The following is a 22,387-nucleotide window of genomic DNA, read 5'->3' as shown; positions in this document are numbered from 1 at the left end:
GACGATGATGTCGCCGCCGCTCGCGGTGGAATTGGCGCCGTCCTTCGGCGGCTGCGGCAGATCCTGTGCGGCGGCGGGAACCGCCGCGAGCGCGAGTGCCGATGCGCAGGTCGCCCATGCAATTCTGTTCATGATCCCCTCCAATAATGTAATATTATTGTTTTTGCGCACGCTGGGGGCGTGTCTTTCTTACTCCCGGGCTTTGGCGTAACCGATTTGACAACGTAGTCAAGATAGCGTTGTCAATTTTTTGGAGTGTGTTGTCCGGCGGGCATCGCCATCGCCGCGGGCTGATCGGGCCGGTAACGCCTTTCGTCGCAAGCCGCGGGAAACGAGCGCAAAAACGATGCCAAGCGCGGGTTGGGCGGTTGAAACATTCCGTTTCCGAAACCGCTCTTGAGGGCTGGGCGGGGGATCACGATCTGCGCTGACAGAACAGACCTTGGGAACAGGCAGCGATCCCCCGATCAAGGATCGACCTCAGGCAAGGGACCAAAGCGCAGGGGTATCCTGCTGATCGCGGCCCTTCTTCTTGAACAGCCAAATGGAGCCCGTCGCCCGCCGTCTTCGGCGGGCGGTGGACGCGCCCATCGCCCGTTCAGCAATGAATGGAGAAACGAACATGCGTACGATCCTTGCAGGCACCGCTCTTCTGGCCGGCGTACTGGCCGCCGCGCCGGCGATGGCGCAGAATTTCAACGGGCCTTATGTCGGGGTTCAGGGCGGCTGGTCCGAGGAGATCGCCCGCAATCCGCGAACCGATCTCGGCGTCGTGCCGCTCGATGCGACGCGCGACTCGGCGACGTTGGGCGTCTTCGCGGGCTATGATCACCAATATTCGGACAAGATCGTGGTCGGCGCCGAAGGGTCGTTCAACTTCAACACCAAGGACAATCTGCGCAGCTCCACTGCCGCGAGCGACGTGACGATCGATCCGAAATATTCGTTCGATATCACCGCGCGCGCCGGGTACCTCGTGACGCCCAAGACGCTCGTCTATGTCCGCGGCGGCTATGCCAACGAGCGCTTCCGCACGACCATCGCGCAAGCCGCGGGGAGCGCATCGGCCGCGCAGAATCGCGACGGGTGGCTGGTCGGCGCCGGGGTCGAGCGGATCATCATCCCGCACGTCTCGGGCCGCGTGGAATATCGCTATACCGATTTCAGCAAGGACGGCGGCCAATTCGATCGCCATCAGGTGCTCGCCGGCGTCGCTTATCGCTTCTAGGTCACCACAATATCCCGCGGACGGGGAGGAGCGCCGGCGGCGCTTCCTCCCCGAGCGACTGAAGGAGATCGATCTCGATCGTGCGGCACATCGCGGACAGCGGCACGTCGTGGACCGTGTTGGAGAAAGGATCGACCAGATCGTCGCCGATCCGAAGCACCGCGAGGAACATCAATCCCGCGACGGTCGAGCCGAGCGGGGTCGCGATACCGAGCGTTTCGACCAGCCCGACCGGCAGCAGCAGGCATAGCAGGTGGGTGAAGAAGGTCGGCACGAAGCGATATTGCGTCGGGAGCGGGGTATTTTTCAGCCGCTCCATCCCGCCTTGCGCATTGGCGATATCGACCAGGGTCGCTTCCAGCCGCGATTGCAGGATCGTGTCGATCCAGCCGTGGCGCCGCGCGTCGTCGATCCGGCGGCCGGTGCCGTCGAGCAATCCATTGGCGATATTCGCGCGGATCAGCGCCGGTTCGGCCTCGCCCTTCGACAGGAAGTGCAGCACCTCGTCATCGACCGGCTGGCGGCGTAGCTGGCAGCGCAACGCGTTCACATAAGCGAGCTGGCGCAGGACGATCCGTCGCCGCAGATCGTGCGCCTCGGCGATATTGAGGAAATTGCGGAGTTGCCGCGAGAGGTTGCGGGAGGCGTTGATCATCGCCCCCCATAAGACGCGGCCTTCCCACCAGCGCTGATAGGCAGAGTTGCTGCGGAACCCCAGGAACAGCGCCAGCGCCGAACCGAACAGCGTCAACGGCAGCGAGGGGGCGTGAAACGGCAGCACGAAATAGCCGACCGTGACGGCGACATCCCACACGAACAGCAGCGCGAGCGGGCGCCACACCTCCTCGACGAGCCGGCTGAGCCGGGGAACCGCGGCGACGATCATGGCGCGGGGAAACCGCGCGTCGCTTCGCGCGACTCAGCGCCAGGGCGCGGCGCGGTCAATCAAGCGCCCCGATCGTGCGGCGCCAGGCTATTGTGTCGCGACAAAAGTCGGGTGGTGCGTCCGCGCTCATATCGTTCCCCGCTAGCAAGGTTCGCCAATTCATGACAGCGCGGCGGCGATCGAGAAAGCCCGCAAATGCCGGGCCGGTGGGGCGCGCGTGATGCAAGAACGGCCGGGAGGGCGTATGGCAGCTCGATCAATTCCCGTTCCGCGAGAATTGCGTCGCCGCGGCGAACAGCGCGATCGGTTTTCTGAAACGGATCGAGGCGTTGCGCGCCGGGCAGGCGCGGCAGGATACAGTCGAGGCGCTCAACCTCGCGCGCAAGGCGTTGTTCGGCGATTGATCCGCCGCCGGCAGGCGAACTCGCTGACGCTCTGCGATAACGGCGATTCCGTGAGCGCATGTAGCCTTTGCCGTCGACGCGCGTTGACCGCCCGACATGTCCTTCTTGCATCGACATAGCGCGAAAAACGCATTCGACACCGCCGGCAGACCGCCTATTGAGGCGGGGCGATAGCTCATGCATCTTTCTCCCCTCCGCTTCGACGCGCTGCGTTTTCTTCGGCCCCGCCGCCGCGGGATCGCCTCGGTCAATGCCGAGGTGCGCGACGGGATCGTCCCCGCAGCCGATGCGCTCGCGCGTACCAGCGATCTGGAGGGCGGCACGCCCGCCAGCGCCAATTACCGCACCGTTGCGCTGATCATCGCCTGCGCGATGTTCATGGAAAACCTCGACGCCACGGTGCTGGCGACCGCGCTGCCGACGATGGCGCGCGACTTCGGCGTGCGCGCACCGGAACTGAGCATCGCGCTGACCGCCTATCTGCTCGCGCTGGCGATGTTCATTCCGGCATCGGGGGCCGCGGCGGATCGTTTCGGCGCCAAACAGGTGTTCCGGGCCGCGATCGGGCTGTTCCTCGCGGGCTCGTTGGTGTGCGGGCTGGCGCCGAACCTGACGATCCTGGTGATCGCGCGTTTCGTCCAGGGGATCGGCGGCGCGATGATGCTGCCGGTCGGGCGGCTGGTGTTGCTGCGATCGGTCGCCAAGCGCGATATGGTATCGGCGATGTCGTGGCTGATCATGCCCGCGCTGATCGGTCCGATCATCGGCCCGCCGGTCGGCGGCCTGATCGTCACCTATTTCGACTGGCGATGGATTTTCTGGCTCAACCTTCCGATCGGCATCGTCGGGATCTTCCTCGTCGGGCGGTTCATCGCCGACATCCGCGAGCCTTCGGTGCATCGTTTCGACCGGATCGGTTTCGTGCTGTCGGCGATCGCTTTGGGCTGCTTGTTGTTCGGGTTCGAAATGTCGAGCCGCTCGGGGGCCGGCGTGCTGGCCGCGATCTTGATCGTCCTGGGGGCGGCGAGCGGCGCGCTCTATCTGCGCCACGCGGCACGGACCGAGCATCCGATCCTCGATTTCTCGCTGATGCGCATCCCGACCTTTCGTTTGTCGCTGCTGGGCGGGTCGCTGACGCGCATCACCCAAGGCGCGCAACCGTTTCTGCTGCCGCTGATGATGCAGCTTGGCTTCGGGTTGTCCGCCGCGCAGAGCGGCGCGATGACGCTGGCGACCGCGATCGGATCGCTCGGGATGAAGGGCGTCGCGCCGCGCTTGCTGCGGCGTTTCGGGTTTCGCTCGAGCCTGATCTGGCTCGGATTGCTTGGGGCGGGGAGCTATGCCCTGTGCGGGCTGTTCCGCCCCGGCTGGCCGCTGGCCGCGGTATTTGCGGTGATGCTCGTATCGGGGTTTCTGATGTCGTTCCAGTTCACCGCCTATAACACGATCGCCTATGACGAGATCGCGAAGGATCGGATGAGCGTCGCGACGAGCTTCTATTCGACCTTCCAGCAGCTCATGCTATCGCTCGGCATCTGCACCGGGGCGACTGCGCTCCACGTATCGATGGCCATACGCGGGGAGGTCACGCCGGGCTTCACGGATTTCTCCGCCGCCTTCTGGACCGTCACCGCGATCTCGCTGTTGTCGGTGTTCGTCAACGCCCGGTTCGATCGCGACGCCGGCGCCGAAATCAGCGGGCGTGGCTACGGATCGCGCGGCAGCCTATCCAACCGCGAGTCTCCCGCCGGCTGAGCCAGGCGGCATCCGCTTTGGTGGTCCCGGCGATATCGAACGCGCCGGGACCGCCGAAAGCGACGATGGTCAACTACGCCAGTCGGCCGGAACCTGGCCACCGTTGGCGGCAAGGCCATCCATGACGGCCTTGTGAAGGGCGATATTCTGCTCGGCCGTACCGGCGTCGCCGGCATGGACGTTGAGTTCGTCGGCGAGCTCCTTGCGGGCGTCGAGGCTCGAATCGAGATCGAGCAGCTTGAGCAGATCGACGATCGAACTCTGATAATTGCCGCCGCCACCTTTCTCGGCCGCAATCTGCGCCAGTACGGCGCCGACATCGACCGGCGCAGCGGGGGCTGGCGGGGCGGCGACTGTCGTATCGGTATTGGTATCGGCATCCGCCGCAGGGGCCGCGGCCGCGTCGGCGGGCGCGGGTGCCGCAGCATCGGACCCACGGTGGAAAATCTTGTTCATGATCGAGCTGAAAATACCCATCGCGCTACTCCTATACCGTGACAGGAAGTCGGCCATGCGCTTCGCCATGATCTGCGGCGGAGGATTCGGCTTGGCACACCTCCAAGCCGAGTAAGCCCGTCTCGACGAAGGTTGGCAAGCCCCCCAGTGATGGGAGACCGCGCGATTGGGCCGCGAAAATTCGGTCGCCTGCGAACCACTTCGCAATCCAGATCAGCTTTCGCGGGATTTTGCCCGATATGGCGCGATCCCGGCCGCTCAGGCGGGAACCCGGTCGTCGGGCTGGCGTCTGTTGGTCGAACGGACAGGAGCTGAACATGCCCGATCGACCGAAAGACAGTCATGCCCGCAGCGATGCCGACCTCCGGGACCGGGAAAAGACTCCGACGCAGTCGGGGTCGGCAGGCGGCGAAATGGCGCGCGATGTGGGATCGCGCGACGAAGAGCGTAGCGCAAAAGGCGCCGACCCCGAGATGACGCGGGTCCAGAAGAAGGACAAGATCCAGCCGACGACGAGGACGCGCGCCGATCACGAGGGCGCGTCGCGATAAGCCGCCGATATCGCCGGTTCGCTGCAATGGCGCGGATCGTGACGGATCGCGGGACATATCGGCGCTGACGGTGCGCGCTCATCTGGTTGCGATCCCCGTTCCCCGATTGGGTGACGTCCGAGCGATATTGCCTTTCCGGCGGGATAGATGGGGGGATCGCTTGGCGCGTCCGCCAGCGGAAAGGGCCTTGGAAGGGGCCTGCCGCAGATCAGCGGGAAAGATATCGAAGAAGTTCAACGCATCGCGTGCGTCCCGAGCGGTGTCGGTTTCCGCGCCCTTCGATTTGAAGAACGCGATCTTCCTGAGCGCGGGAAGATCATGCACGCGCAGCTTTTTCGCACTAAGGTCGATCAGCCCGGATCGCCGCATCTGTTGCAGCGTGCGGTTGACGTGGACGGGTGTCAGGCCGGTGATGTCCGCCAGGTCCACCTGGGTCAGCGGCATCTCGCACGAGCCGCATCCCTTGCTCACCTGGCCGGCGCGTTCGACGAGCTCGCAAAACAGATGCGCCAGCCGTTCGAGGCCGTTGCGCCGGCCAAGCGAGATCAGCCATTCGCATTGCCATTCGGACTCGAGATGCGCCTTCTTGCGGATGACATGTCGTGCAAGCGGATCGCATTCAACCAGCCGTTCGAGCGTGGCGGTCTCGATCCGCACCGCGCGAACCGGCGTCAGCGTAATCACATGCTGGGGAGCAGCCGGCGTCCGCCGCCACGCGAGGTCGCAAAAGTCGCCCGGCACGTAAAGCGCGGTTATCTGGCGTCGGCCATCGCTGAGGAGGCGATAGCGCGCGGCCCAGCCGTCTATCAGCAGGTAGATATGGGTCGTCTCGTCCCCCGGTCTCGCAAGGTAGCTGTGCGCCTTGCGGGTGATCAACCTGTCGGTCGTTTGCATATCCGTCATCGCCGAAACCGTTTCGGTGGCTGCAATCGGTGACCCGTGCACCCTCTCCTCCTGTTCGTTCCCCGGAACCGAAATGCTTGGAACGGCGTGAGGGTGCGGCCTCTTGATCGCGCCCGCGCAAGAGAGGGGCGACGCGTTTCGTTTATGCGGTCAACGGTGTCTTCAGGCTCGCGGAAAGTCAGCATAACATATTGGTTTTACGAATTTTATTACGGGGGCGTCCTAATCCCAGGTCAGGATGATGCGGCCGTTCGCCGACACGCGGAAATCGATCCGGTCGTCATAAGTGGCGTGAGGCTGCACCGCGTCGCCGGCGGCGGTGACGAGCGACGCTTTGGGCAGTTTTCTTCGTCCTGCTCGCACGACGCTCAGATCGGCCGTGCATGTCTCGCCGCCTTCGAGTTGCAGGCTGATCGCGCGCTCGCCGGTTCGCTCGCTGGAGCGGATGAATTCGTTGCAGAAAATCCGGAACGGCGCGTCGGTCACGAGATGGTGCGAGCGAGTCGCGTAGACGAATGCGGCACCGCAACCGTAAATCTCCTGCCCCACCTGGCCGGCGGGCTGGCCGTCGCCGTAGAGATCCTCGAGCGGAAAGGAGAGGTTGCGGTCGATCCGACCGCTGCGCGATTTATCGGCCAGTGCGTCGGGCGGCAGGATATCGGGATAATAGAACCACGCACGATCGAGCGAATATTTGCAATATTCGCTGACCAGCAGTCGAACGGCGGGTTCGACATCGGGGCCGCAGTTGGAAAGATAATGTTCGAATGCCGTGAAGGAATCGAAGCATTCGTAAATCGCCATATAGGGTGCATCGTGCAGGCAGGTCGGGCCGAGGAAGGTATGATAATGCTGCGCGTTGCCGATCTCCGATTCCCAGATCTCGCAATTGTGGAAAAAGCTGGCGAGATAGGCGTAGCTTTGCGCGAGATACTGGTGCTCGGTGGTGATCCGCCATAGCCTGAGGCATGCCGCCGCTCCCCAGGCGGTGAGGTTAGCCTGATACATGAGGTTGAAGCGCTTGCCGATCGCCGCATCGATCGCGGCGCGCGCTTCGCGAAGATATTTGTCGTCATCGGTCAGCTCGTAGAGCTGGATCATGACATAAGCATAGATGCCGTTGACGTCGGTCTGGCCGAACTTGCCGTCGTCGCGCGTCTTGGTCTTGATCGAAAAGTCTTTGATGTCGTAGGTTATCGGCCAGATATAGTTGAAATGCCGCGCCGCGCGGATGCCGTAGTCGATCGATTTGAGCAGCAATTCCCGCGCTTCATCATCGCCGTCGAGCGCCAGCCGACCGAGGTTGAGCAGCGGGTGATAGAAATACCATGAATCGATTGCGTCGGCGTCCTTGTCGTCGCCGACATTGGGGAGGTAGCGCCGCGTGGTGCCGACTGCGGGGTCATAGAATTTTCCCAAGCCGCGCTTGAGCTTGCCTTCGATCGCCACCGGCGCGCCGCGCCATTTGCCATAATCGTGCAACGCCGCGATCACCGACATCTGCACCATGAAATCGGGATATTCGGCGTCGAGATAGGGCATGACATAGGATTGCCCATAATGGCGGACGACCGTCGGCGATCCCTTTTCGAGATCCGCGAGCGTCCGTTCGGCGCGCCAGACCCAGTCGCGATATTCGAATGCAGGCGGCGTCAACTCCTGATAGGCAACGCCCAGCATCTGCAGGAACTGGCGCGCCATCTCGGTCTCGTTGTCGGCGGCCCAGTCGCGGAAGACGAGGATCGCGTCGGATACAACGACGTCCTCGCCCGCCGGAAGCGGCGCGGTAGGCGGTGTGCCGCTTTGCGGCGGGGAAGGGGGCAGATAGCCGAGCTCGGGCCATTCGCCGCCCACCGCGCCGTCGGGCTTGGTGTCGGTGGCGCGATAATATGCGTTCATCGCGGTGAGGTTCTGGAAATAGAGCGCGCTGCCGAAGGCGGGCTCGTCGAGCCGGAAATAGAGCAGCCCGCTGTTCATCCCGCGCTGTGCCGCCTCCACCTTTCCCTGGGCGCCGAGCGGATCGTCATCGCTGTCGAGCGGATAGAGATCGCGCGGCGCGAACGGGATCAGCAACGGCGCCGCCGGCGTCAGCCGCACCGTCATCCGCAGCCGGTGGAGGTCCGCGCCGCTGGTGCGGAAGGCGACGACGTGCCGGCCGACCGGGCTGTCGATCTCGAGCCGCAACGCCTCGTCATCGGAGCGTTCGGCCTTGCGGCAGAAGAGATTCCCCGCCGCGACATAAACGGCGCGCAGCGCAAGGCCGCCGCGCCCCGGTCGGCGGATCAGCGCCCACACCGAGTCCGATCCAACGCAGACCTCCACCGTCAGATCGCCGAGCGAGAAATCGCCCAGTTTCTTCATCCCGGCGCGCAATTGCTCGCGCAGCGCGAGGACGAAGCCGCTGACGCCGGGCAGGTCGCCGTCGAGCGCGGGCGCACGATTGGTGGACGATTTTTTCGCGGCCGGGGCGGCGCCGTGCGATCGGGTCGCGTTCATTGCAGCGACGCCTCGACGCGATAATGGATCGGCTTGAAGCTTCCGCCGTTGGAATCGGGCGCCGAACAGGCGGTCAATCCGATCACCAGATCCATCTCGGCGCGAAACGCGATCCGGTCGCCGGCCTTGCTGACCGGCGGCAGCACGCTGAGCTTGCCGGATTCTCCGTCGACCGCGACGTTCATGAAGCAATTGAACGCGATCGGGATGCGATCCGGCGCGACGCCATAAGGGCCTAACGCTTCGGCGAGATTGCCGAAACATCCGCGATGCGGCGGCAGATCCGGGTAAAAATGCAGGAAGGTATCGATCGAGCAGGGCGTCAGCAGAAAATCATGCACCCCGACGCTGTCGTCGATGATCGTCAGCATCGCGCGCGAGCGGTTCGAATAGAGCCGGTGCCCCGTGGTAAGCCTGATCGTCTCGGCATAATCGAGCGTCCGCCCCGATGAAATGACTTCGTCCATGTCGCGCGCATTATACGCCAGCAGATCGGCGACCTGCTCGCCACACGGATCGATCACCGTCAGCGTCGCGCCGCGCGGCAGGGAAAAGGCGGCGCCGCTGCGTTCGGCGATGATTTGCACCTCGGAAGTCATGCGTCGTCCCCGCGATATTCGAAGGGCGCTTCCCAATTGCCGTCGACCATCCGGCCCGAATATTGCCGCGCCTCGCTGGCCTCGCCGTAGCGCGCGAGCATCGGATTGCTGGAACCGGCGAGCTCGCGATCGCGCGCCAGTATCTTCTCGCGCAGTCCTTCATATTTGTCGGCCTCGCGCAGCCGCTCGAACTGGTCGTGAAGATTGAACACCAAAGCGGGGTGATCGAAGCGCCGCGCGGGCCGGCTCGCATTGGGGTTCAGCCCGACGATGAAAAAGGCCTCCCCGCCGAAACTCAACGAGAAATGCGGATTGGCCGGGTCCGCGCTGACCCGCGCGTCATAGCGCTGGCCGCGCCACACGTCCTTGTCGCTCAGCGATTGCACGCGCGCCCAAAGCGCGGCTTCGAATGCATCTTCGCTCAGATCGGTGGGGCCGTTGAAGACGACGGCATAGCTTTGAAACAGGATCGGCTCGCCACGGTAGCTTTCGACGAACCGCAACAGGCCCTCGTGGATGCGCAGATCGTCCCACGCGCTGTCGATCCTGTCGCACGCCAGAACGGTCAGCCGCCCGCGCGCCAGCGCGGATTTGGCGCCGACGCAGGGAAATGACGATGCGGCGACGTGCGCGAAAAGTTTTCGCTCAAGTTTCGCCTGCGCGTCATGAGTCCAATGAAACATCGATCGATCTCGCCGGGGAAATTGGCCTGTGGGATGACGACTAACGATCCGGGCGCATGCCGGTTTCAAAACATTAGAAGCGAATCCAGCCGCGGCGCGTTGTGGAGCGGTGGCGAAAGACGTCTTCCTGATCCCGCAAGTCTTGCCGATGGAAGCGCGTATCGCGACCACGCTGCCCGACGGCCCCGAGTGGCAATATGAACCCAAGTGGGATGGCTTTCGGTGTCTCGCCTATATCGCGCCGGGAAACGTCAGCCTCTATTCGAAAACCGGCAAGGACCTCGCGCGCTTCTTCCCCGAAACCGTTGCGATGCTCGCGCGGCTTTTCGCCGAACCGTGCGTTCTCGACGGCGAGCTTGTCATCACTCGCGACGGTCGTTCCACGTTCGAGGCGCTGCAGGCGCGATTGCATCCTGCGGCGAGCCGGATCGAGCGGCTCTCGCGCGAGACCCCGGCGCGCTATGCGCTGTTCGATTGCCTGCAATCGGGCACCGAGCGGCTGATCGACGCGCCGCTCGATGCGCGGCGCGCGGTACTCGTCCGATTGCTCGCCGGGGTCGACGATCCGGGGCTGTTCCTGTCCGACGCGACCTTCGATCGCGCGCGCGCCGCGGATTGGCTGGCGCAGAGCGGCGCGGCGACCGACGGCGTGATCGCCAAGCGACGCAGCGACGGCTATCACCCGGGCGAACGATCGATGATCAAGGTCAAGCGTCGACGCACCGCCGACTGCGTCGTCGGCGGCTTCCGATATGCCAGCAACGCGCCGATCGTCGGCTCGTTGCTGCTCGGGCTGTACGACGAAGACGGCCGGCTCGATCATGTCGGCTTCACCTCCGGGCTCAGCGATGAAGAGCGCGCGGTGCTGACCCCGCAGCTCGAAAAGATGATCGAACCGCCCGGATTCACCGGCCGCGCCCCCGGCGGGCCGAGCCGGTGGTCGACCGATCGCTCGGCAGAATGGCAGCCGTTGCGCGCCGAACTGGTTGTGGAGGTCGAATTCGATCAGGTCACCGGACAGCGCTTCCGACACGGCACGCGCTTCCTGCGCTGGCGGCCCGACAAGGCGCCCGGCCAGTGCACGATGGAACAATTGTGCGGCTGATCCCTGAGGAGGAAGAATGATCGTCGACGCGCTGGGGTGGATCGCGCTTGTGGCGACGTGCATCGCCGCGCTGCTGACTGCGGCCAACCTCGGCGCGCGGGCCACCGGCGCCGGCTTCGCGGTGTTTTTCGTCGGGGCGCTGGCGTGGTGCGTGGTCGGCTATGCGACTGGGCAGCGCCAATTGCTGCTGTCGAACGCCTTTCTCGCGCTGGTCGATCTGTTCGGCGTGTGGCGCTGGTTCTATCATCGCGCGCGCGCCGACGATGCGGTCGATCGCGTCAAGAACGAAGAAGAGCGCCGCGCGCCGCTGTTTGCGCTCGAGGAACTGATCGGCAAGCCGCTGCGCGGGCGCAACGGGATCGCGCTCGGCACCGTGCAGGGCGCGCTTGCCGACGGCCTGACCGGTCAGCTCCGTTTCCTCGTCGTCAAACCCGAAAGCACGATCGCGTCGGAGGGTTTTCTGCGTCTCGCCTGGCGTCGCGGATTGACGGTGTCGGTCGAGGCGATCGATTGCAATCTCGTCCCTCGCGACCTCGCGGCGGCGCGACGTCACGACGCCGACCAGCGAAGCGATGTGGCGGTGATCGACCAGCGCAATTGATCCACGACCGGGGTAGGTTCAGGCCTTGGTGCGCCCCGATCTGGTGGTGGCGTTGGGATTGGGCGGGCCCTCGTATTTCTTGTCGCTCTGCCCGCCCGCGAAGCGCCCTGTCGGGTGGTCCTGATGCGGATTGGGATAAGCGCCGCCCGTGCTTTCGCCCGCGCCGGCGGGCTCGCTGACGCCGTCCTTGTGTGCGGGACGCTGGCGGTTCGCGGTCGATTTCCTGGGCATGGGGCTCTCCGTATCGCAGGTTCGGGTTCCCGGCGCCCCCGGGGGAGGGGGGAAGGGGCGCCGGGAGCTCTGGATCAGACGGCCTGCGCCTGACGCGTAGCCTCGGCGATATCCTCTGCGCCGCCGAGATCCTCGCCGGACATGCGGCCGGCACCCGGACCCGCGCCGAGATCGGCGCCGGTGGTGACGTCGTGATCCGGGCGCGATCGCGTCCGTTTCATCAGGTCGGCCGCTGCCTTTGCCGCGGGGTCGGGCAGGTCGACGGACGCGCCGCCGCTGCCGCCGTCGACCGGGAGATTGCCGACCACATCGTCGATGCGATCCCATTGCTCGCCGTCGTTCCACGGCCCGGTCATGTCGCCTTCGCCCTGCGAGGTATTGACATAGGTGCTGGCAAAACGCGCGATACCGGGCAGCTTGCCCGGCGGGAAATTGTCGCTGATCGCGTAGAGCGCCTTTTCGAAACTCTTCTGGTGCGCGATCTCTCGGGTCATCAAAAAGCCCAGAGCATCCTTGATCCCGGGATCGTCGGTGATGTTGATCAGCCGTTCGTAGATGATCTTGGCGCGGCTCTCGGCGGCGATGTTCGAGCGCAGATCGCAGGTGGGGTCGCCGCGACTGTCGACATAGGCCGCGGTCCACGGCGCACCCGACGAATTGGTCAGCGCGGGGCCGCCGCCGAACAGGATTGACTGGGTATGGCTGTCGCCGCCCTTGGTCAGCGACATATAGAGTTCCGCCTCGGACAGCGCGGCTTCGGCGAGCTCGGCCTTGGCGCCCTTGGTGAGCATCGCGACGATCGAGCCGATCACTTCGAGGTGGCTGAGTTCCTCGGTCGCGATGTCGAGCAGCATGTCCTTGCGCCCCGCATCGTCCTCGCCGAGCCCTTGCGTGAAATAGCGCATCGCCGCCGCGAGTTCGCCGTCCGGGCCGCCGAATTGTTCGAGCAATAACGAGCCGAGCACGGGATTGGGTTCGGCGACGCGGACCGTATATTGCAGCTTCTTGTTGTGCATGAACATCGCTTTGGCTCCCAAAGCCGCGATAACCGGCAAGAAAGCCGCCCGTTCCGGCCACAACAACTTAGTTTAGCAAATCATCATTTTGCCGCTCGATTGTTGCGCTTGTCGAACGATCGATCGGAAGGAACCGCGATCAATCAATGTCGTTCTGATCTTCATCGAGATAAGGAGAAAGACATGGGCGAGCTGACGGACAAGATCAAAGGCAATGTCAACGAAGCGGTCGGCAAGGCGAAGCAGGCTTTGGCGCGGAAGGAAACCGATCCGAAACGAACCGCGGAAGACGATAAACTTGCCGCGGAAGGCAGCGCTCAGGAACTCAAGGGCAAGGGCCAGCAGTTCAAGGGCAAGGTCAAGGGACTTCTCGGCGACGATATCTGAGCGGCGGTATCAGGCGACTGCGCGGCCGGCGTCCCGATAATCCTCGGCGTCGCAGAATTGGACTTGCGCCTTGCCGCGCGCTTTCGAGCGATAGAGCGCGGCATCCGCGCAGGCCATCAGATTCTCCAGATCGACGCCGAATTCGGGCGCCAGTGAAATGCCGACGCTGACGGTGACGCGCATCTCGATGCCGTCGATCAGATAGGGTTCGCTGAGCTGGCGGATCACGCGGCGCGCGAGGATTTCGGCCTGGTCGCGGTGCTGGACGCAGGTCTGGACCAGCAGGAATTCGTCCCCGCCGAGCCGGCAGGCGACATCGTCCGCGCGGACGATCGCGTTCAGCCGCCGCGCCACTTCGAGCAGCATTTTGTCGCCGGCGGGGTGGCCGTAGCGGTCGTTGATCGACTTGAACCCGTCGAGATCCATATAATGGATTGCGAGCTGGCTTGTCGCCTGCTGCGACGATCGGAGCCCCGACTGGAAGGATTCGCGCAGCGACAGCCGGTTGGGCAAACCGGTTAGGGCATCGAAGCGCGCCAGCTTGGCGAGATCGTGCTTGGTGGTGAGGTGGTCGACCGTCACGGTGTAGAGGTGGCCGATCGAGCCGAGGCTCATTCCGGCGACCGCGAGCAGCAGCAGCGCCTCGAAAATGAAGAATTCCGCGTGGAGCGGCTCGGCATAATCGCTCGCGGCATGGATGAACATCGTCAGGGCGGTGGGCACCACCGAGAGGGCCAGGGCGATCACGCAGAGCCGCGGCCGGCCGGCGTTCCGCGAGACGATGCCGGCGCCGAAGGTGAAGACCAGGCTGATCGTGCTGATATGGACCAGCGGCTCATGCTCCATCAGCACGCGGATGTTGATCCCGGACAACAGCAGCGCGAAGAGATAGGTCAGAATCTCGTAACGACGTTCCCAGCGCCGGAGGCCGGCGACGGGCTGGGCCGAGCCGCCGGCGCGATCATAAGCGGAAATCAGCATGACGCGCGCGACGGTGACCGCGATCGCGCTCACCGTCAGCGCGGCGATCCCCACATCGTGCCACTTGGAATAGATCAGCGCGCCGACGATGACGTAAAGCGCGCCGAAACCGACGATCACCGCGCGCATCGAAAAGAGCGTCGATACGAGATCGCGATACACCGGATCGGGCAAGTCGCCCGCGCAACGCATCCAGAATTTGCCGATGGCAAGACGTTGCCCGCTGCTCGTCCGGGTCGGTTCCATGACCCATTGTTCAACGGAGAAGGTTAACGCATTGCTATCGGCGCGCCGAACCGACGCGCGCGGCGGCGATCGCCGGGGCGGTTACGCCTCCTGGATCGCCGACAATTTCCAGACCCCGTCCGCGCCGCGCACGAAGGTCCAATATTCGAGCGTCTCGGTGACGCGGTCCTGCGAGCCTTCGGCGATCGCGCCGGTGGCCCGGTCGCGCATCACGTCGCGGCTTTCGTAGCGCATCGCGATCGTCGCATAATCGCTGTCCGCCTCGCGCCACGCCTCCGAAACCTCGGCATCGAGCAGTCGCGTGCCGGTGACGTCGTTGCGCAGCCCGTGGGTGGCATTCTGGCTCAGTTCCTCGGAGAGATAGGACATGATCTCCGGCGTGGTGAGCTGGCGCAGCCGCGCATAATCCTCGCGGCCGAACGCATCCTGCACGTCGATCAGCAGCCGTTCGAAATCGCGCTGGTCGGCGGGAGTGACCGGAATGTCGATGCCCTGATCGGCGACCGGCTGCGGCTGCGACGGCGGCACGGCGCCGCCCCACGGACCGGCGCCGGGCGAGGGGGCTTGCGGCGTGTAACCGGCAAAGGCCTCGCGCGCATTGGGCATGGCCTGCGGCTGTTGCCGGCGGCGACGGATGAAGCCGATCACCAGCCACAGCACGCCGCCGATCAAGGCGATCTGGAGCAGCGCGGCGAGCATCCCGCCGCCGGCGGCGCCCCAGCCGCCGCCGAGGAAATGACCGATCAGCCCGCCGGCGACGAGCCCGCCGAGCAGCCCGCCCGCAAAGCCGCCGAACCGGCTGCCCGGCCGCGCCGCCTGGTTCTGGCCGAAGCCGGGATTGTAGCCGGGCGCCTGCTGCGTCGCGGTGCGCGGGGTCATCGAGCGATCGACCGGCGCGACATAGCGCGGCGAATTCTCGGTCTGGCGCGGCGCGGTATAGGTGCGCGAGCCGCGGCTGCCGAAACTGCCGCCGCGGCGCGCGTCGGCCGGGGTGATGGCCACGCTGGACAGGCTCAGCATCAGCATCGTCAAGGCCAGCGCGCGGGTCGACTTCTTGGTCACGGAATATCTCCTTGGTGCACTGATATAGTAGAATAAGGCACCGCTTCCAATCTCCCCCGGCGGGAGATTTCGCACTGGACACATTTTGATACCGAAACCGCGCTCCCGACGCGCCACAAACCCCGTCACCCCGGCCTTGAGTCGGGGTCCATTGTGCTGCGGGCGCATCGGCCAGAGCATCGTGCGTTTAATTGGGATCACGTCGAGCCGCCCCTGTGCTCCCGCGAAGGCGGGAGCCCAGACTGGGTCCCCGCCTTCGCGGGGACACAAGAGAGGCGGCGAAGGGGCCGGGGTGACGGGGTTGCTGGTGGATAGATTTTCTGAAGGTTCCACCGTCATGCCGGGCTCGACCCGGCATCCAGAGTCACAAAGGACCGTCGCCTGTTGCTCTGGATGCCGGGTCGAGCCCGGCATGACGATGAGGGCTTTCGGGCCTCATTCGCTACGCTCTCCCCACTAGCCCCCGAACAGCCCCAGCACCGCGTCGCGCTTGATCTTGCCGGTCGGGGTGCGCGGCAGATCGGCGACGAAGAGGATCGTGCGCGGATATTTGTACGGCGCGATCGCCGCCTTGACGTGGTTCTGCAATTGCGCGGCGAGATTCGCGTCGGCGCTGACGCCGGCGCCGACGACGATCGCAGCGGCGACCTGCTGCCCGCGCTCGGCCGAGGCGATCCCGACCACCGCGCATTCTGCGACCGCCGTATGCGAGAGCAGCGCCGCCTCGACCTCCGGCGCGGCGATATTGTAGCCGCTCGAGATGATCATATCGTCGGTGCGCGCGACATAGCTGAAATAGCCGTCGGCATCGCGGCGATAGATATCCCCGGTCACGTTCCAGCCGTCGACGACGTAGCGCGTCTGGCGCGGGTCGGCGAGATAGCGGCAGCCGGTCGGCCCCTTCACCGCGAGCCGGCCGATGCCGGTCGCGATCGGCGCGCCGGCGTCGTCGAGCAGCGTCGCTTCATAGCCCGGCACCGCCTTTCCGGTCGTGCCGGGGCGGATATCGTCGCCCGCGGCGCTGATGAAGATGTGCATCATCTCGGTCGCGCCGATGCCGTTGATCAATTTGATCCCGGTTGCGCGATGCCAGTCGTGCCAGATCGGCTCGGGCAGATTCTCGCCCGCCGCGACGCAGCGGCGCAGCGTGGGCGGCGCGCCGGCATCGCCGAGCATCGCGAGCATCGCCTTATAAGCGGTGGGGGCGGTCGCCATGATCGTCACGCCGAGCGATCGCGCCGCCTCCAGCAAGGCTTTGGGGCCGGGCACCTCCACCGTCGCCGCGGTGCCGCCGAAGCGGAACGGGAAGATCACCTGCATCCCCAGCCCGAAGGTGAAGGCGAGCGGCGCCGAGCAGATCCAGATATCGTCGGGACGGGGTTCGAGGATCGTCGCCGCGAAACTGTCGGCGCAGGCGAGGATATCGCGGTGGAACTGGACGCAGCCCTTGGGGACGCCGGTGGTGCCCGAGGTGAAGGCGATCAGCGCCGGATCGTCGCGGTGGGTCGTGACAAGGGTGAAATCGGCGTCGATCGCGCCGAGCAGGCGTTCGAGCTCACCGTCGCCCGCGTCGCCGTTGTAGCAGAGCGTTGAGCGCAATGTCGGCGACGCAGCGGCCGCAGCGGCGAAATCGTCGCGGGTGCGGCTGTCGACGATCGCGTGGCTCACCGCGCCCTGCGCGATGATCGTGCCGATCTCCGCCGCGCGCAGGATCGGCATCGTCGTCACCACCACCCCGCCCGCCTTGAGCACCGCGAGCCAGCTTGCGATCATCATCGCGCTATTGGGCCCGCGCAGCAGCACGCGGTTGCCCGGCACCAGCCCCTCACGCTCGACGAGGATATGCGCGATACGATCGGACAGCGCGCGCATCTCGCCATAGGTCCAGCGGCCCGCTGCGTTGACCACCGCGATGTGCGTTGGATCGCCGCGATCGATCAGCTCGACCGCGGCATTGAACCGGTCGGGATAACGCAATGCAGGGAGGTCGAAGCGGAAATCGGGGAGCTGGTCGTCGGGCGGCAGGCGATCGCGCACGAAACGATCGACATGGGCGGTGGGGCGCACGGCCATTTCCATGATGTCCTTGTTTATTATGCTTCATTCCGCGGCGCGGACCGCCGCTCTCCTGTGGCGGACCTTCCTCAACTGTCGGTCGCCGGTCAACGGTCGGATCGCTCGATTGCGGCATCGTCGGTTGATGCGCGCAGCAATTATCGGCATCTTCTGTCGCGCAGACGGCGGGAGGCCGGACGATGACCCCAGAACAAGACAAAGCGTGGTTCGCGCCGAAGCGGTTTGGCTATGGCGCGGGTTTGCCGATCGCCTGGCAGGGGTGGGCGGTTCTCGCGCTCTATTTTATCGCCATCGCGCTTGCGCTGGGGCTTCTGTCGTCGGTGGTGGCGCGCCTGGTCGCGATCCTGGTCGCGACCGTCGTGCTGATCGGCATATGCAAGAAAAAGACCGCCGGCGGATGGCGCTGGCGCGACGGCACCTGACGCCGCCGCGCGGGGTCTAATGGCGCGCGGCTTGCCCCGCGGCGTCATGAAGCTACGATGATGCGGATGGAACCATCCCCCTATAAAGCGACGCCGCGCGAGACGGCCGGTTTCACCTTGCTGCTGATTGCGGTCACCGCGGCGATGATCTGGTCGGTCTGGGCCTTTTCGGGCGCGATCCTGTGGGCGATGGTGCTTGCGGTGGTGTTCAGCCCGCTCAAGGAGCGTATCCAGCAGAGCATGCCCGAACGGGCGGGGCTGGCCACCGCGATCACGCTGCTGATCATCGTCGGCGGGGTGATGCTTCCGGTCGTCATGCTGGTCGAGATGATCCTCGGCGAGGCGGCGGGGCTGGTATCGCGGCTGCAATCCAAGTCGGTCGACTTCCCCGCGCTGTTCAACCAGACGGTTCATTCGCTGCCGGATTGGGCGCAAAGCTGGCTGCATCAATCGGGCTGGGACAATCTTTCGACGTTGAGCGACCGCGTGGCCGCCAATATCCAGTTGCTCGCGCAGGCGGTGGCGAAGCGCGCGCTGTCGATCGGCGCGGATCTGTTCAGCTATCTCGTTGCGCTGCTGGTTGCGCTCTATCTGATCTATGTGCTGCTGCGGCACGGCAAGACGATCGTCGCGCGCGCGGGCGCGGTCGTCCCGCTCGCGCCGCACCGCCGCGCAGTGCTGGCGACCAATTTCGTCTCGGTGGTGCGGGCGACGGTGAAGGGCACGGTGGTCGTCGCGGTGGCACAGGGCAGCGCGGGCGGCGTGGTGATGTGGGTGCTCGGGGTGCCCAATGCGCTGCTCTGGGCGGTGGTGATGACCTTTTCGGCGCTGCTCCCCGCGGTGGGCACCGGTCTGGTGTGGGTGCCCGCGTCGCTCTATCTGCTCGCGATCGGCCATGTCTGGCAGGGGATCGTGATGGCGCTGATGGGGGCGTTCGTGATCGGCACGATCGACAATATCCTGCGCCCGATCCTCGTCGGGCGCGAGACCCAGATGCCCGATGCGCTGGTGTTGCTCGTCACGCTGGGCGGGCTTTCGGCGTTCGGGTTCAACGGGTTGATCATCGGGCCGGTCATCGCTTCGCTGTTCCTCGCCACCTGGGAAATGGTGCGCGAGGAGCAGGAGCATGCCGTCGCCGAGGCCCCGGCGCGATCTCCCGGCCACCCGCCCGCCACCGTGCCGCCTGCGCCTGCCGCAACCGCGGGCGAAGGCTAATAAGTGATCGTGATCACCACGCTGTCGGTATAGGCGCCGGCCGCCACCCATTGCCGCGCGGGAATGCGGCCATAGACCGGCACCGAGTTGGTGAAGCTGAGCACGCCCAGGGGCACGGTGCTGGTCACCTTGCTGGTGCCGCCGGTGCCGTCGCCCCATACGATCGTGCGCGCAACGTCGGTATAGAGATTGTAGTTGAGCTGGTTCGAGCCCTTGCGAAGCTGACGGGCGAGCGCGGTGCCCGAAACGCCGGGGCTGAGCGTGACGTCGATCGTTCCCGACAACGCGAGCAACCCGGTGCAACTGATCGAGATATTGCCGTTCACATCGTCCGCGGTCGGGGCGGTGGGGTCATAGGCGCCGAAGGCGATATTGGTGGTGCTGACGGTGCAGGTGCACAGGGCGCACAGCGCCGCCGCAGGCAGCGGAAAGGCGAGCCCGGCGAGGAGCGCTGCGATGCGGATGCTGGTGCTCATTGATTTTCTCCGTTGGTCGCCGCGATGCAGCGCACCGGTTTCTTGTCTTGCGGGGCGGCGGGGACGGTCGCGCGGCAGGTCAGCGCGGCGCCGCGCACCGTGATTGTCGCCCCCGGCCGGGCATCGGGCAGATAGATTTGCCCGTCATAGCCTGTCACCCCCGCCACCCCGCCCGCCGATACCGCGAGCCCGGCGGGCAGGATCGCGCCCTGCGCGTCGACCAGCGTCAAGGTCGCGGGATGGACTGGCGCCCCGCCGAACCGCACCGCCACCGCCTGCCGATATCCCGGCACCACGGTCTGCTCGGCATAAGTGACTTCGGTGTCGAGCGGCAGATCGTCGAGATCGACCGCGATGCGATTGGCGGCATAAGGTTGAAGCCCGGTGACGATCGTCCGTGCGCCGCCGCCGGCGCGCCCCGCGACCGGCTGGTTCTCGAAATAGACCTGCGCCTTGGCATTGCTCTCCACCTCGACCGCGGCAAAGGCCGAATCGAGCCGTTGCGCGGGCGCGAGCGTGCCGCCGATCATCAGCAACGCGCCTTGCGCGTGAAGCCGCACCCCGGTCGACCCGTCCTGTTGCGCCGCCGCCAGTTCGAAATCCCCGGCGCGGTTGCGCCACGAGATCGCCCCTTCCGCCAGCGACGGATCGCCGGCACCGCGCGCGAAGAGCAGGCGATAGCCGATCCCCTGATCGGGCGGCGGAACATGGGTGAGCGTTGCGGTGGTGCGACCGCCGTCGACGAACAGGCTGCTGCTGGTGCGCCGGCCGAGCGGCACGGTCAGCGCCGCGAACACGCCGCGATCGCGGCTGCCCGCCGTATCGGTCTGCCGCGCGCTCACCGACATATAGGCGGGTCCGACATTGCTCGAGAAGGACAATGCGCTGATTGAATAATGCAGATTCTCGCCATGCCTGTCTTCGGCGTGGCTTGCGCTGATGCTGCCGAGACGGCCGAGCGAGACGCTGCCGGCGACGACCAGCTCGCTGCGCGACGCGCCGTCCGGGGCGGGGCCGCCGACCTGGACGAAGGCGGCGCTTTCCTCCTGATAGCTGGCGGAAATGGTATAGATGGCGGTGATCTGCTGGAATTGCGCGCGCCACAAGATGCCGTCGCCCCATGCGCTGTGCGAGGCGGCGGCGGAGACGCTGAATTCGCCGATCGGCGCGATGACCAGCCCGGTGCCGACGCCGGCGGCCTGCGATCGCGCATCGCCTTCGATCCGGCCGAACACGGTGAGCATGTTCGACAGGCCGTGCCGCCACGAGGCGGCGGCGAAGGGCGCGCCGTAGGAGAAGCTGCGCCACCCATAATCCTTGCGCAGGAAGCCGGCTTCGAGCGAGAAATCGTCGAGCCCGGGACGCAGCAGGCGCGGCGAGGTGTAGAAATTCTGCGTCACGGTGCGCAGGGTGCCGGCGGCGTCGCGGATCGTCATCGACACGCTGCCGGCGCCGTTGAAGGTCGGCTGGTAATCGACCGTGAAATCGCCCGGCTGGACATCGAACCGCCGCCCGCTGTTCGCCGCGACCAGATCGACCACTGATGGCAGCGCGGCCGACCCGCGAAGCACCGGCAGCGGGTAGGTGATCTCATTGGGGGTCAACGAGAAATCGGTGCCGAGCCGGATTCCGGCGAACCGCACCGGCAAGTTCCAGTCGCCGGCGTTGGTCAGCGTATCGCCGATCGCGAGGCGCAGCCGCTGGTCGGGAAAATCGCGCCGGAAGCTGGTGTCGAGCCGGACGGCGCCGCCGTGGCTCTGCACCGCGGCGGTCGAGCCGAGCACCCCCCAGGCGCCGGATATCCCGCCGTCGAGATAGGCGGAGACCGCGGCATGTCCGTCGGCGCCGATCAGCGACAGATCGTAGCCAAGGAAGGCGGCCGGCACGATCCGCGTCCGCGCCAGCGGCGTCCGCGCGGGGCCGAAATGGGCCGTGGGGAACAACCGGTGGTCGGCGTCGACCAGCAGCGTCGTCCCGTTCGCGTCGAGCCGCGCGGCGATCCCGGCGCGGCCGTCGAGCGCGGTAAACGCCTGCCCGTCCAGCGTGAAATCCCCGGCGAGTGGGGGCAGATCGAGCCCCCATTGCCGTGCCGCCTCGGTCGGTACGAACAGATGCCCGTCGCGCCGCGCGACCAGACAGGGATCGTCGAGCGAACGGCCGTTGAGCGCGACCCCGACCGGGATGGGCAGGCGCGTGTCGATCGCGGGTGGGGGAGGGACGGCAGCGGTGCCGGGCGGTCCGTCGGCGGCGATGGCCGCGGCGGACGAAAGCACCATCAGCGCGAGCAGCGCGCCCCTCGGCATCCGGTGCGCGCCGCGGCAGGGGCAGGTGATTGTGGGGATCACCGTCGCCGCCGTGGTTCAGCCGCCGCCGCCCGGATCGGGGGGAGAGGCGCGAAGCCGGCCGTCGGTCGTTTCCAGTTCCACCGCCGCGATCCCCTCGGGGGACATATCGGGCAGCGCGAGATCGATGCTGCCTTTGGCGAGGAGGTAGAAAGCGCGCGTGATGCGGCGCGGCGCGGCGCCCGGGGTGCGCGGCTGCACGACGATCGCGGTGACCTGGGTATGGCGGTCGCCGTGGTTGCCGATCACCAGATGGGTCGCGCCGT

At 65.9% G+C, this 22,387-nt stretch carries 24 protein-coding genes; 8 read left to right on the top strand and 16 right to left on the bottom strand.

The features are described from left to right. Positions 1 to 480: 480 nt before the first annotated feature. Positions 481 to 624, bottom strand: a complete 144-nt coding sequence (locus BGN95_RS14890) for a hypothetical protein (protein WP_286773133.1) — start codon at positions 622 to 624, stop codon at positions 481 to 483. Between BGN95_RS14890 and BGN95_RS14885 the strand changes: the two genes are divergently transcribed. Then, on the top strand, positions 623 to 1,228 hold the full coding sequence (locus tag BGN95_RS14885) for an outer membrane protein (protein WP_286773132.1): 606 nt from the start codon (positions 623 to 625) through the stop codon (positions 1,226 to 1,228). The genes BGN95_RS14890 and BGN95_RS14885 overlap by 2 nt on opposite strands. Before the next feature lies 1 nt (position 1,229). Here the strand turns inward: BGN95_RS14885 and BGN95_RS14880 are convergent, their stop codons facing one another. Both BGN95_RS14880 and BGN95_RS14875 read right to left on the bottom strand, forming a co-directional pair. Then, positions 1,230 to 2,114 (bottom strand): bestrophin family protein, encoded by an 885-nt coding sequence (locus BGN95_RS14880; RefSeq protein ID WP_265312798.1) that lies wholly within the window; start codon positions 2,112 to 2,114, stop codon positions 1,230 to 1,232. Positions 2,115 to 2,370: 256 nt separating this feature from the next. Continuing rightward, complete coding sequence (locus BGN95_RS14875) at positions 2,371 to 2,697, bottom strand: hypothetical protein (protein ID WP_286773131.1); 327 nt, start codon at positions 2,695 to 2,697, stop codon at positions 2,371 to 2,373. On the opposite strand from BGN95_RS14875, the gene BGN95_RS14870 reads away from it, so the two are divergent. Continuing rightward, on the top strand, positions 2,696 to 4,273 hold the full coding sequence (locus BGN95_RS14870) for an MFS transporter (RefSeq protein ID WP_286773130.1): 1,578 nt from the start codon (positions 2,696 to 2,698) through the stop codon (positions 4,271 to 4,273). The genes BGN95_RS14875 and BGN95_RS14870 overlap by 2 nt on opposite strands. A gap of 69 nt (positions 4,274 to 4,342) precedes the next feature. Here BGN95_RS14870 and BGN95_RS14865 read toward each other — a convergent pair whose 3' ends face one another. Then, the gene (locus BGN95_RS14865) at positions 4,343 to 4,750 is read right to left on the bottom strand and encodes a DUF3597 family protein (RefSeq protein ID WP_265312827.1); all 408 of its coding nucleotides are present in this window, start codon (positions 4,748 to 4,750) and stop codon (positions 4,343 to 4,345) included. Between the two features lie 296 nt (positions 4,751 to 5,046). On the opposite strand from BGN95_RS14865, the gene BGN95_RS14860 reads away from it, so the two are divergent. Continuing rightward, on the top strand, positions 5,047 to 5,280 hold the full coding sequence (locus BGN95_RS14860) for a hypothetical protein (RefSeq protein ID WP_265312782.1): 234 nt from the start codon (positions 5,047 to 5,049) through the stop codon (positions 5,278 to 5,280). A 78-nt stretch (positions 5,281 to 5,358) separates the two neighbouring features. Here the strand turns inward: BGN95_RS14860 and BGN95_RS14855 are convergent, their stop codons facing one another. The 4 genes from BGN95_RS14855 to gntA all read right to left on the bottom strand — a co-directional run bounded on the left by BGN95_RS14855 (position 5,359) and on the right by gntA (position 9,961). Next, positions 5,359 to 6,183 carry a Crp/Fnr family transcriptional regulator gene (locus BGN95_RS14855; protein WP_286773129.1) on the bottom strand — a complete coding sequence of 275 codons (825 nt, stop codon included), beginning with the start codon at positions 6,181 to 6,183 and terminating at the stop codon, positions 5,359 to 5,361. A gap of 222 nt (positions 6,184 to 6,405) precedes the next feature. Next, entirely contained in the window at positions 6,406 to 8,679 is a 2,274-nt protein-coding gene (locus BGN95_RS14850; protein WP_286773128.1) for a glycoside hydrolase family 88 protein, read from the bottom strand. Further along, positions 8,676 to 9,278: a DUF1989 domain-containing protein gene (locus BGN95_RS14845; protein ID WP_286773127.1), complete on the bottom strand. Its 603-nt coding sequence runs from the start codon at positions 9,276 to 9,278 to the stop codon at positions 8,676 to 8,678. Before BGN95_RS14845 ends, BGN95_RS14850 begins: the two co-directional genes overlap by 4 nt. Continuing rightward, entirely contained in the window at positions 9,275 to 9,961 is a 687-nt protein-coding gene (gntA, locus tag BGN95_RS14840; protein WP_265312778.1) for a guanitoxin biosynthesis heme-dependent pre-guanitoxin N-hydroxylase GntA, read from the bottom strand. Before gntA ends, BGN95_RS14845 begins: the two co-directional genes overlap by 4 nt. A 109-nt stretch (positions 9,962 to 10,070) precedes the next feature. Here gntA and BGN95_RS14835 point away from each other — a divergent pair, with 109 nt between their 5' ends. Continuing rightward, positions 10,071 to 11,066 (top strand): ATP-dependent DNA ligase, encoded by a 996-nt coding sequence (locus BGN95_RS14835; RefSeq protein ID WP_286773126.1) that lies wholly within the window; start codon positions 10,071 to 10,073, stop codon positions 11,064 to 11,066. 16 nt (positions 11,067 to 11,082) lie between these two features. Beyond that, complete coding sequence (locus BGN95_RS14830; RefSeq protein ID WP_286773125.1) at positions 11,083 to 11,667, top strand: PRC-barrel domain-containing protein; 585 nt, start codon at positions 11,083 to 11,085, stop codon at positions 11,665 to 11,667. Positions 11,668 to 11,685: 18 nt separating this feature from the next. Here the strand turns inward: BGN95_RS14830 and BGN95_RS14825 are convergent, their stop codons facing one another. Next, on the bottom strand, positions 11,686 to 11,898 hold the full coding sequence (locus tag BGN95_RS14825) for a hypothetical protein (RefSeq protein WP_265312775.1): 213 nt from the start codon (positions 11,896 to 11,898) through the stop codon (positions 11,686 to 11,688). Positions 11,899 to 11,972: 74 nt separating this feature from the next. Then, positions 11,973 to 12,920: a manganese catalase family protein gene (locus tag BGN95_RS14820; RefSeq protein ID WP_502688299.1), complete on the bottom strand. Its 948-nt coding sequence runs from the start codon at positions 12,918 to 12,920 to the stop codon at positions 11,973 to 11,975. Positions 12,921 to 13,097: 177 nt separating this feature from the next. On the opposite strand from BGN95_RS14820, the gene BGN95_RS14815 reads away from it, so the two are divergent. After that, positions 13,098 to 13,301, top strand: a complete 204-nt coding sequence (locus BGN95_RS14815) for a CsbD family protein (protein WP_286773123.1) — start codon at positions 13,098 to 13,100, stop codon at positions 13,299 to 13,301. 9 nt (positions 13,302 to 13,310) lie between these two features. Here BGN95_RS14815 and BGN95_RS14810 read toward each other — a convergent pair whose 3' ends face one another. The 3 genes from BGN95_RS14810 to BGN95_RS14800 form a co-directional block, all read right to left on the bottom strand. After that, positions 13,311 to 14,528 (bottom strand): GGDEF domain-containing protein, encoded by a 1,218-nt coding sequence (locus BGN95_RS14810; protein ID WP_286773122.1) that lies wholly within the window; start codon positions 14,526 to 14,528, stop codon positions 13,311 to 13,313. Between the two features lie 81 nt (positions 14,529 to 14,609). After that, positions 14,610 to 15,590, bottom strand: coding sequence for a Tim44 domain-containing protein (locus BGN95_RS14805; RefSeq protein ID WP_286773121.1), 981 nt, complete (start codon positions 15,588 to 15,590; stop codon positions 14,610 to 14,612). A 456-nt stretch (positions 15,591 to 16,046) separates the two neighbouring features. Then, positions 16,047 to 17,669 (bottom strand): AMP-binding protein, encoded by a 1,623-nt coding sequence (locus BGN95_RS14800; RefSeq protein ID WP_286773120.1) that lies wholly within the window; start codon positions 17,667 to 17,669, stop codon positions 16,047 to 16,049. A gap of 176 nt (positions 17,670 to 17,845) precedes the next feature. Here BGN95_RS14800 and BGN95_RS14795 point away from each other — a divergent pair, with 176 nt between their 5' ends. Continuing rightward, positions 17,846 to 18,088 carry a hypothetical protein gene (locus BGN95_RS14795; protein ID WP_286773119.1) on the top strand — a complete coding sequence of 81 codons (243 nt, stop codon included), beginning with the start codon at positions 17,846 to 17,848 and terminating at the stop codon, positions 18,086 to 18,088. A gap of 66 nt (positions 18,089 to 18,154) precedes the next feature. Next, positions 18,155 to 19,303 carry an AI-2E family transporter gene (locus BGN95_RS14790; protein WP_286773118.1) on the top strand — a complete coding sequence of 383 codons (1,149 nt, stop codon included), beginning with the start codon at positions 18,155 to 18,157 and terminating at the stop codon, positions 19,301 to 19,303. Here BGN95_RS14790 and BGN95_RS14785 read toward each other — a convergent pair. From BGN95_RS14785 to BGN95_RS14775, 3 genes are all read right to left on the bottom strand, one after another. After that, on the bottom strand, positions 19,300 to 19,779 hold the full coding sequence (locus BGN95_RS14785) for a Csu type fimbrial protein (RefSeq protein ID WP_265312768.1): 480 nt from the start codon (positions 19,777 to 19,779) through the stop codon (positions 19,300 to 19,302). The two genes, BGN95_RS14790 and BGN95_RS14785, sit on opposite strands and share 4 nt — an antisense overlap. Further along, complete coding sequence (locus BGN95_RS14780; protein ID WP_286773117.1) at positions 19,776 to 22,082, bottom strand: fimbria/pilus outer membrane usher protein; 2,307 nt, start codon at positions 22,080 to 22,082, stop codon at positions 19,776 to 19,778. The genes BGN95_RS14785 and BGN95_RS14780 overlap by 4 nt, the downstream gene beginning before the upstream one ends. 57 nt (positions 22,083 to 22,139) lie before the next feature. Continuing rightward, positions 22,140 to 22,387, bottom strand: a 248-nt coding sequence (locus BGN95_RS14775) for a hypothetical protein (protein WP_286773116.1), incomplete at its 5' end; no start/stop codon positions are given.

Source organism: Sphingomonas sp. 66-10 (assembly GCF_001897045.1).
GTDB lineage: Bacteria > Pseudomonadota > Alphaproteobacteria > Sphingomonadales > Sphingomonadaceae > Sphingomonas > Sphingomonas lycopersici.
Note: the sequence above shows the minus strand (reverse complement) of the source record. Positions and strands in the feature narration are given on the sequence as shown.

What these genes read in the sequence shown, in the direction of transcription:
- BGN95_RS14885 (WP_286773132.1), top strand. Translation starts at nt 623, where the DNA reads ATGCGTACGATCCTTGCAGGCACCGCTCTTCTGGCCGGCGTACTGGCC.
- BGN95_RS14890 (WP_286773133.1), bottom strand. Translation starts at nt 624, where the DNA reads ATGTTCGTTTCTCCATTCATTGCTGAACGGGCGATGGGCGCGTCCACC.
- BGN95_RS14880 (WP_265312798.1), bottom strand. Translation starts at nt 2,114, where the DNA reads ATGATCGTCGCCGCGGTTCCCCGGCTCAGCCGGCTCGTCGAGGAGGTG.
- BGN95_RS14870 (WP_286773130.1), top strand. Translation starts at nt 2,696, where the DNA reads ATGCATCTTTCTCCCCTCCGCTTCGACGCGCTGCGTTTTCTTCGGCCC.
- BGN95_RS14875 (WP_286773131.1), bottom strand. Translation starts at nt 2,697, where the DNA reads ATGAGCTATCGCCCCGCCTCAATAGGCGGTCTGCCGGCGGTGTCGAAT.
- BGN95_RS14865 (WP_265312827.1), bottom strand. Translation starts at nt 4,750, where the DNA reads ATGGGTATTTTCAGCTCGATCATGAACAAGATTTTCCACCGTGGGTCC.
- BGN95_RS14860 (WP_265312782.1), top strand. Translation starts at nt 5,047, where the DNA reads ATGCCCGATCGACCGAAAGACAGTCATGCCCGCAGCGATGCCGACCTC.
- BGN95_RS14855 (WP_286773129.1), bottom strand. Translation starts at nt 6,183, where the DNA reads ATGACGGATATGCAAACGACCGACAGGTTGATCACCCGCAAGGCGCAC.
- BGN95_RS14850 (WP_286773128.1), bottom strand. Translation starts at nt 8,679, where the DNA reads ATGAACGCGACCCGATCGCACGGCGCCGCCCCGGCCGCGAAAAAATCG.
- BGN95_RS14845 (WP_286773127.1), bottom strand. Translation starts at nt 9,278, where the DNA reads ATGACTTCCGAGGTGCAAATCATCGCCGAACGCAGCGGCGCCGCCTTT.
- gntA (WP_265312778.1), bottom strand. Translation starts at nt 9,961, where the DNA reads ATGTTTCATTGGACTCATGACGCGCAGGCGAAACTTGAGCGAAAACTT.
- BGN95_RS14830 (WP_286773125.1), top strand. Translation starts at nt 11,083, where the DNA reads ATGATCGTCGACGCGCTGGGGTGGATCGCGCTTGTGGCGACGTGCATC.
- BGN95_RS14825 (WP_265312775.1), bottom strand. Translation starts at nt 11,898, where the DNA reads ATGCCCAGGAAATCGACCGCGAACCGCCAGCGTCCCGCACACAAGGAC.
- BGN95_RS14820 (WP_502688299.1), bottom strand. Translation starts at nt 12,920, where the DNA reads ATGTTCATGCACAACAAGAAGCTGCAATATACGGTCCGCGTCGCCGAA.
- BGN95_RS14815 (WP_286773123.1), top strand. Translation starts at nt 13,098, where the DNA reads ATGGGCGAGCTGACGGACAAGATCAAAGGCAATGTCAACGAAGCGGTC.
- BGN95_RS14810 (WP_286773122.1), bottom strand. Translation starts at nt 14,528, where the DNA reads ATGGAACCGACCCGGACGAGCAGCGGGCAACGTCTTGCCATCGGCAAA.
- BGN95_RS14800 (WP_286773120.1), bottom strand. Translation starts at nt 17,669, where the DNA reads ATGGAAATGGCCGTGCGCCCCACCGCCCATGTCGATCGTTTCGTGCGC.
- BGN95_RS14795 (WP_286773119.1), top strand. Translation starts at nt 17,846, where the DNA reads ATGACCCCAGAACAAGACAAAGCGTGGTTCGCGCCGAAGCGGTTTGGC.
- BGN95_RS14790 (WP_286773118.1), top strand. Translation starts at nt 18,155, where the DNA reads ATGGAACCATCCCCCTATAAAGCGACGCCGCGCGAGACGGCCGGTTTC.
- BGN95_RS14785 (WP_265312768.1), bottom strand. Translation starts at nt 19,779, where the DNA reads ATGAGCACCAGCATCCGCATCGCAGCGCTCCTCGCCGGGCTCGCCTTT.
- BGN95_RS14780 (WP_286773117.1), bottom strand. Translation starts at nt 22,082, where the DNA reads ATGCCGAGGGGCGCGCTGCTCGCGCTGATGGTGCTTTCGTCCGCCGCG.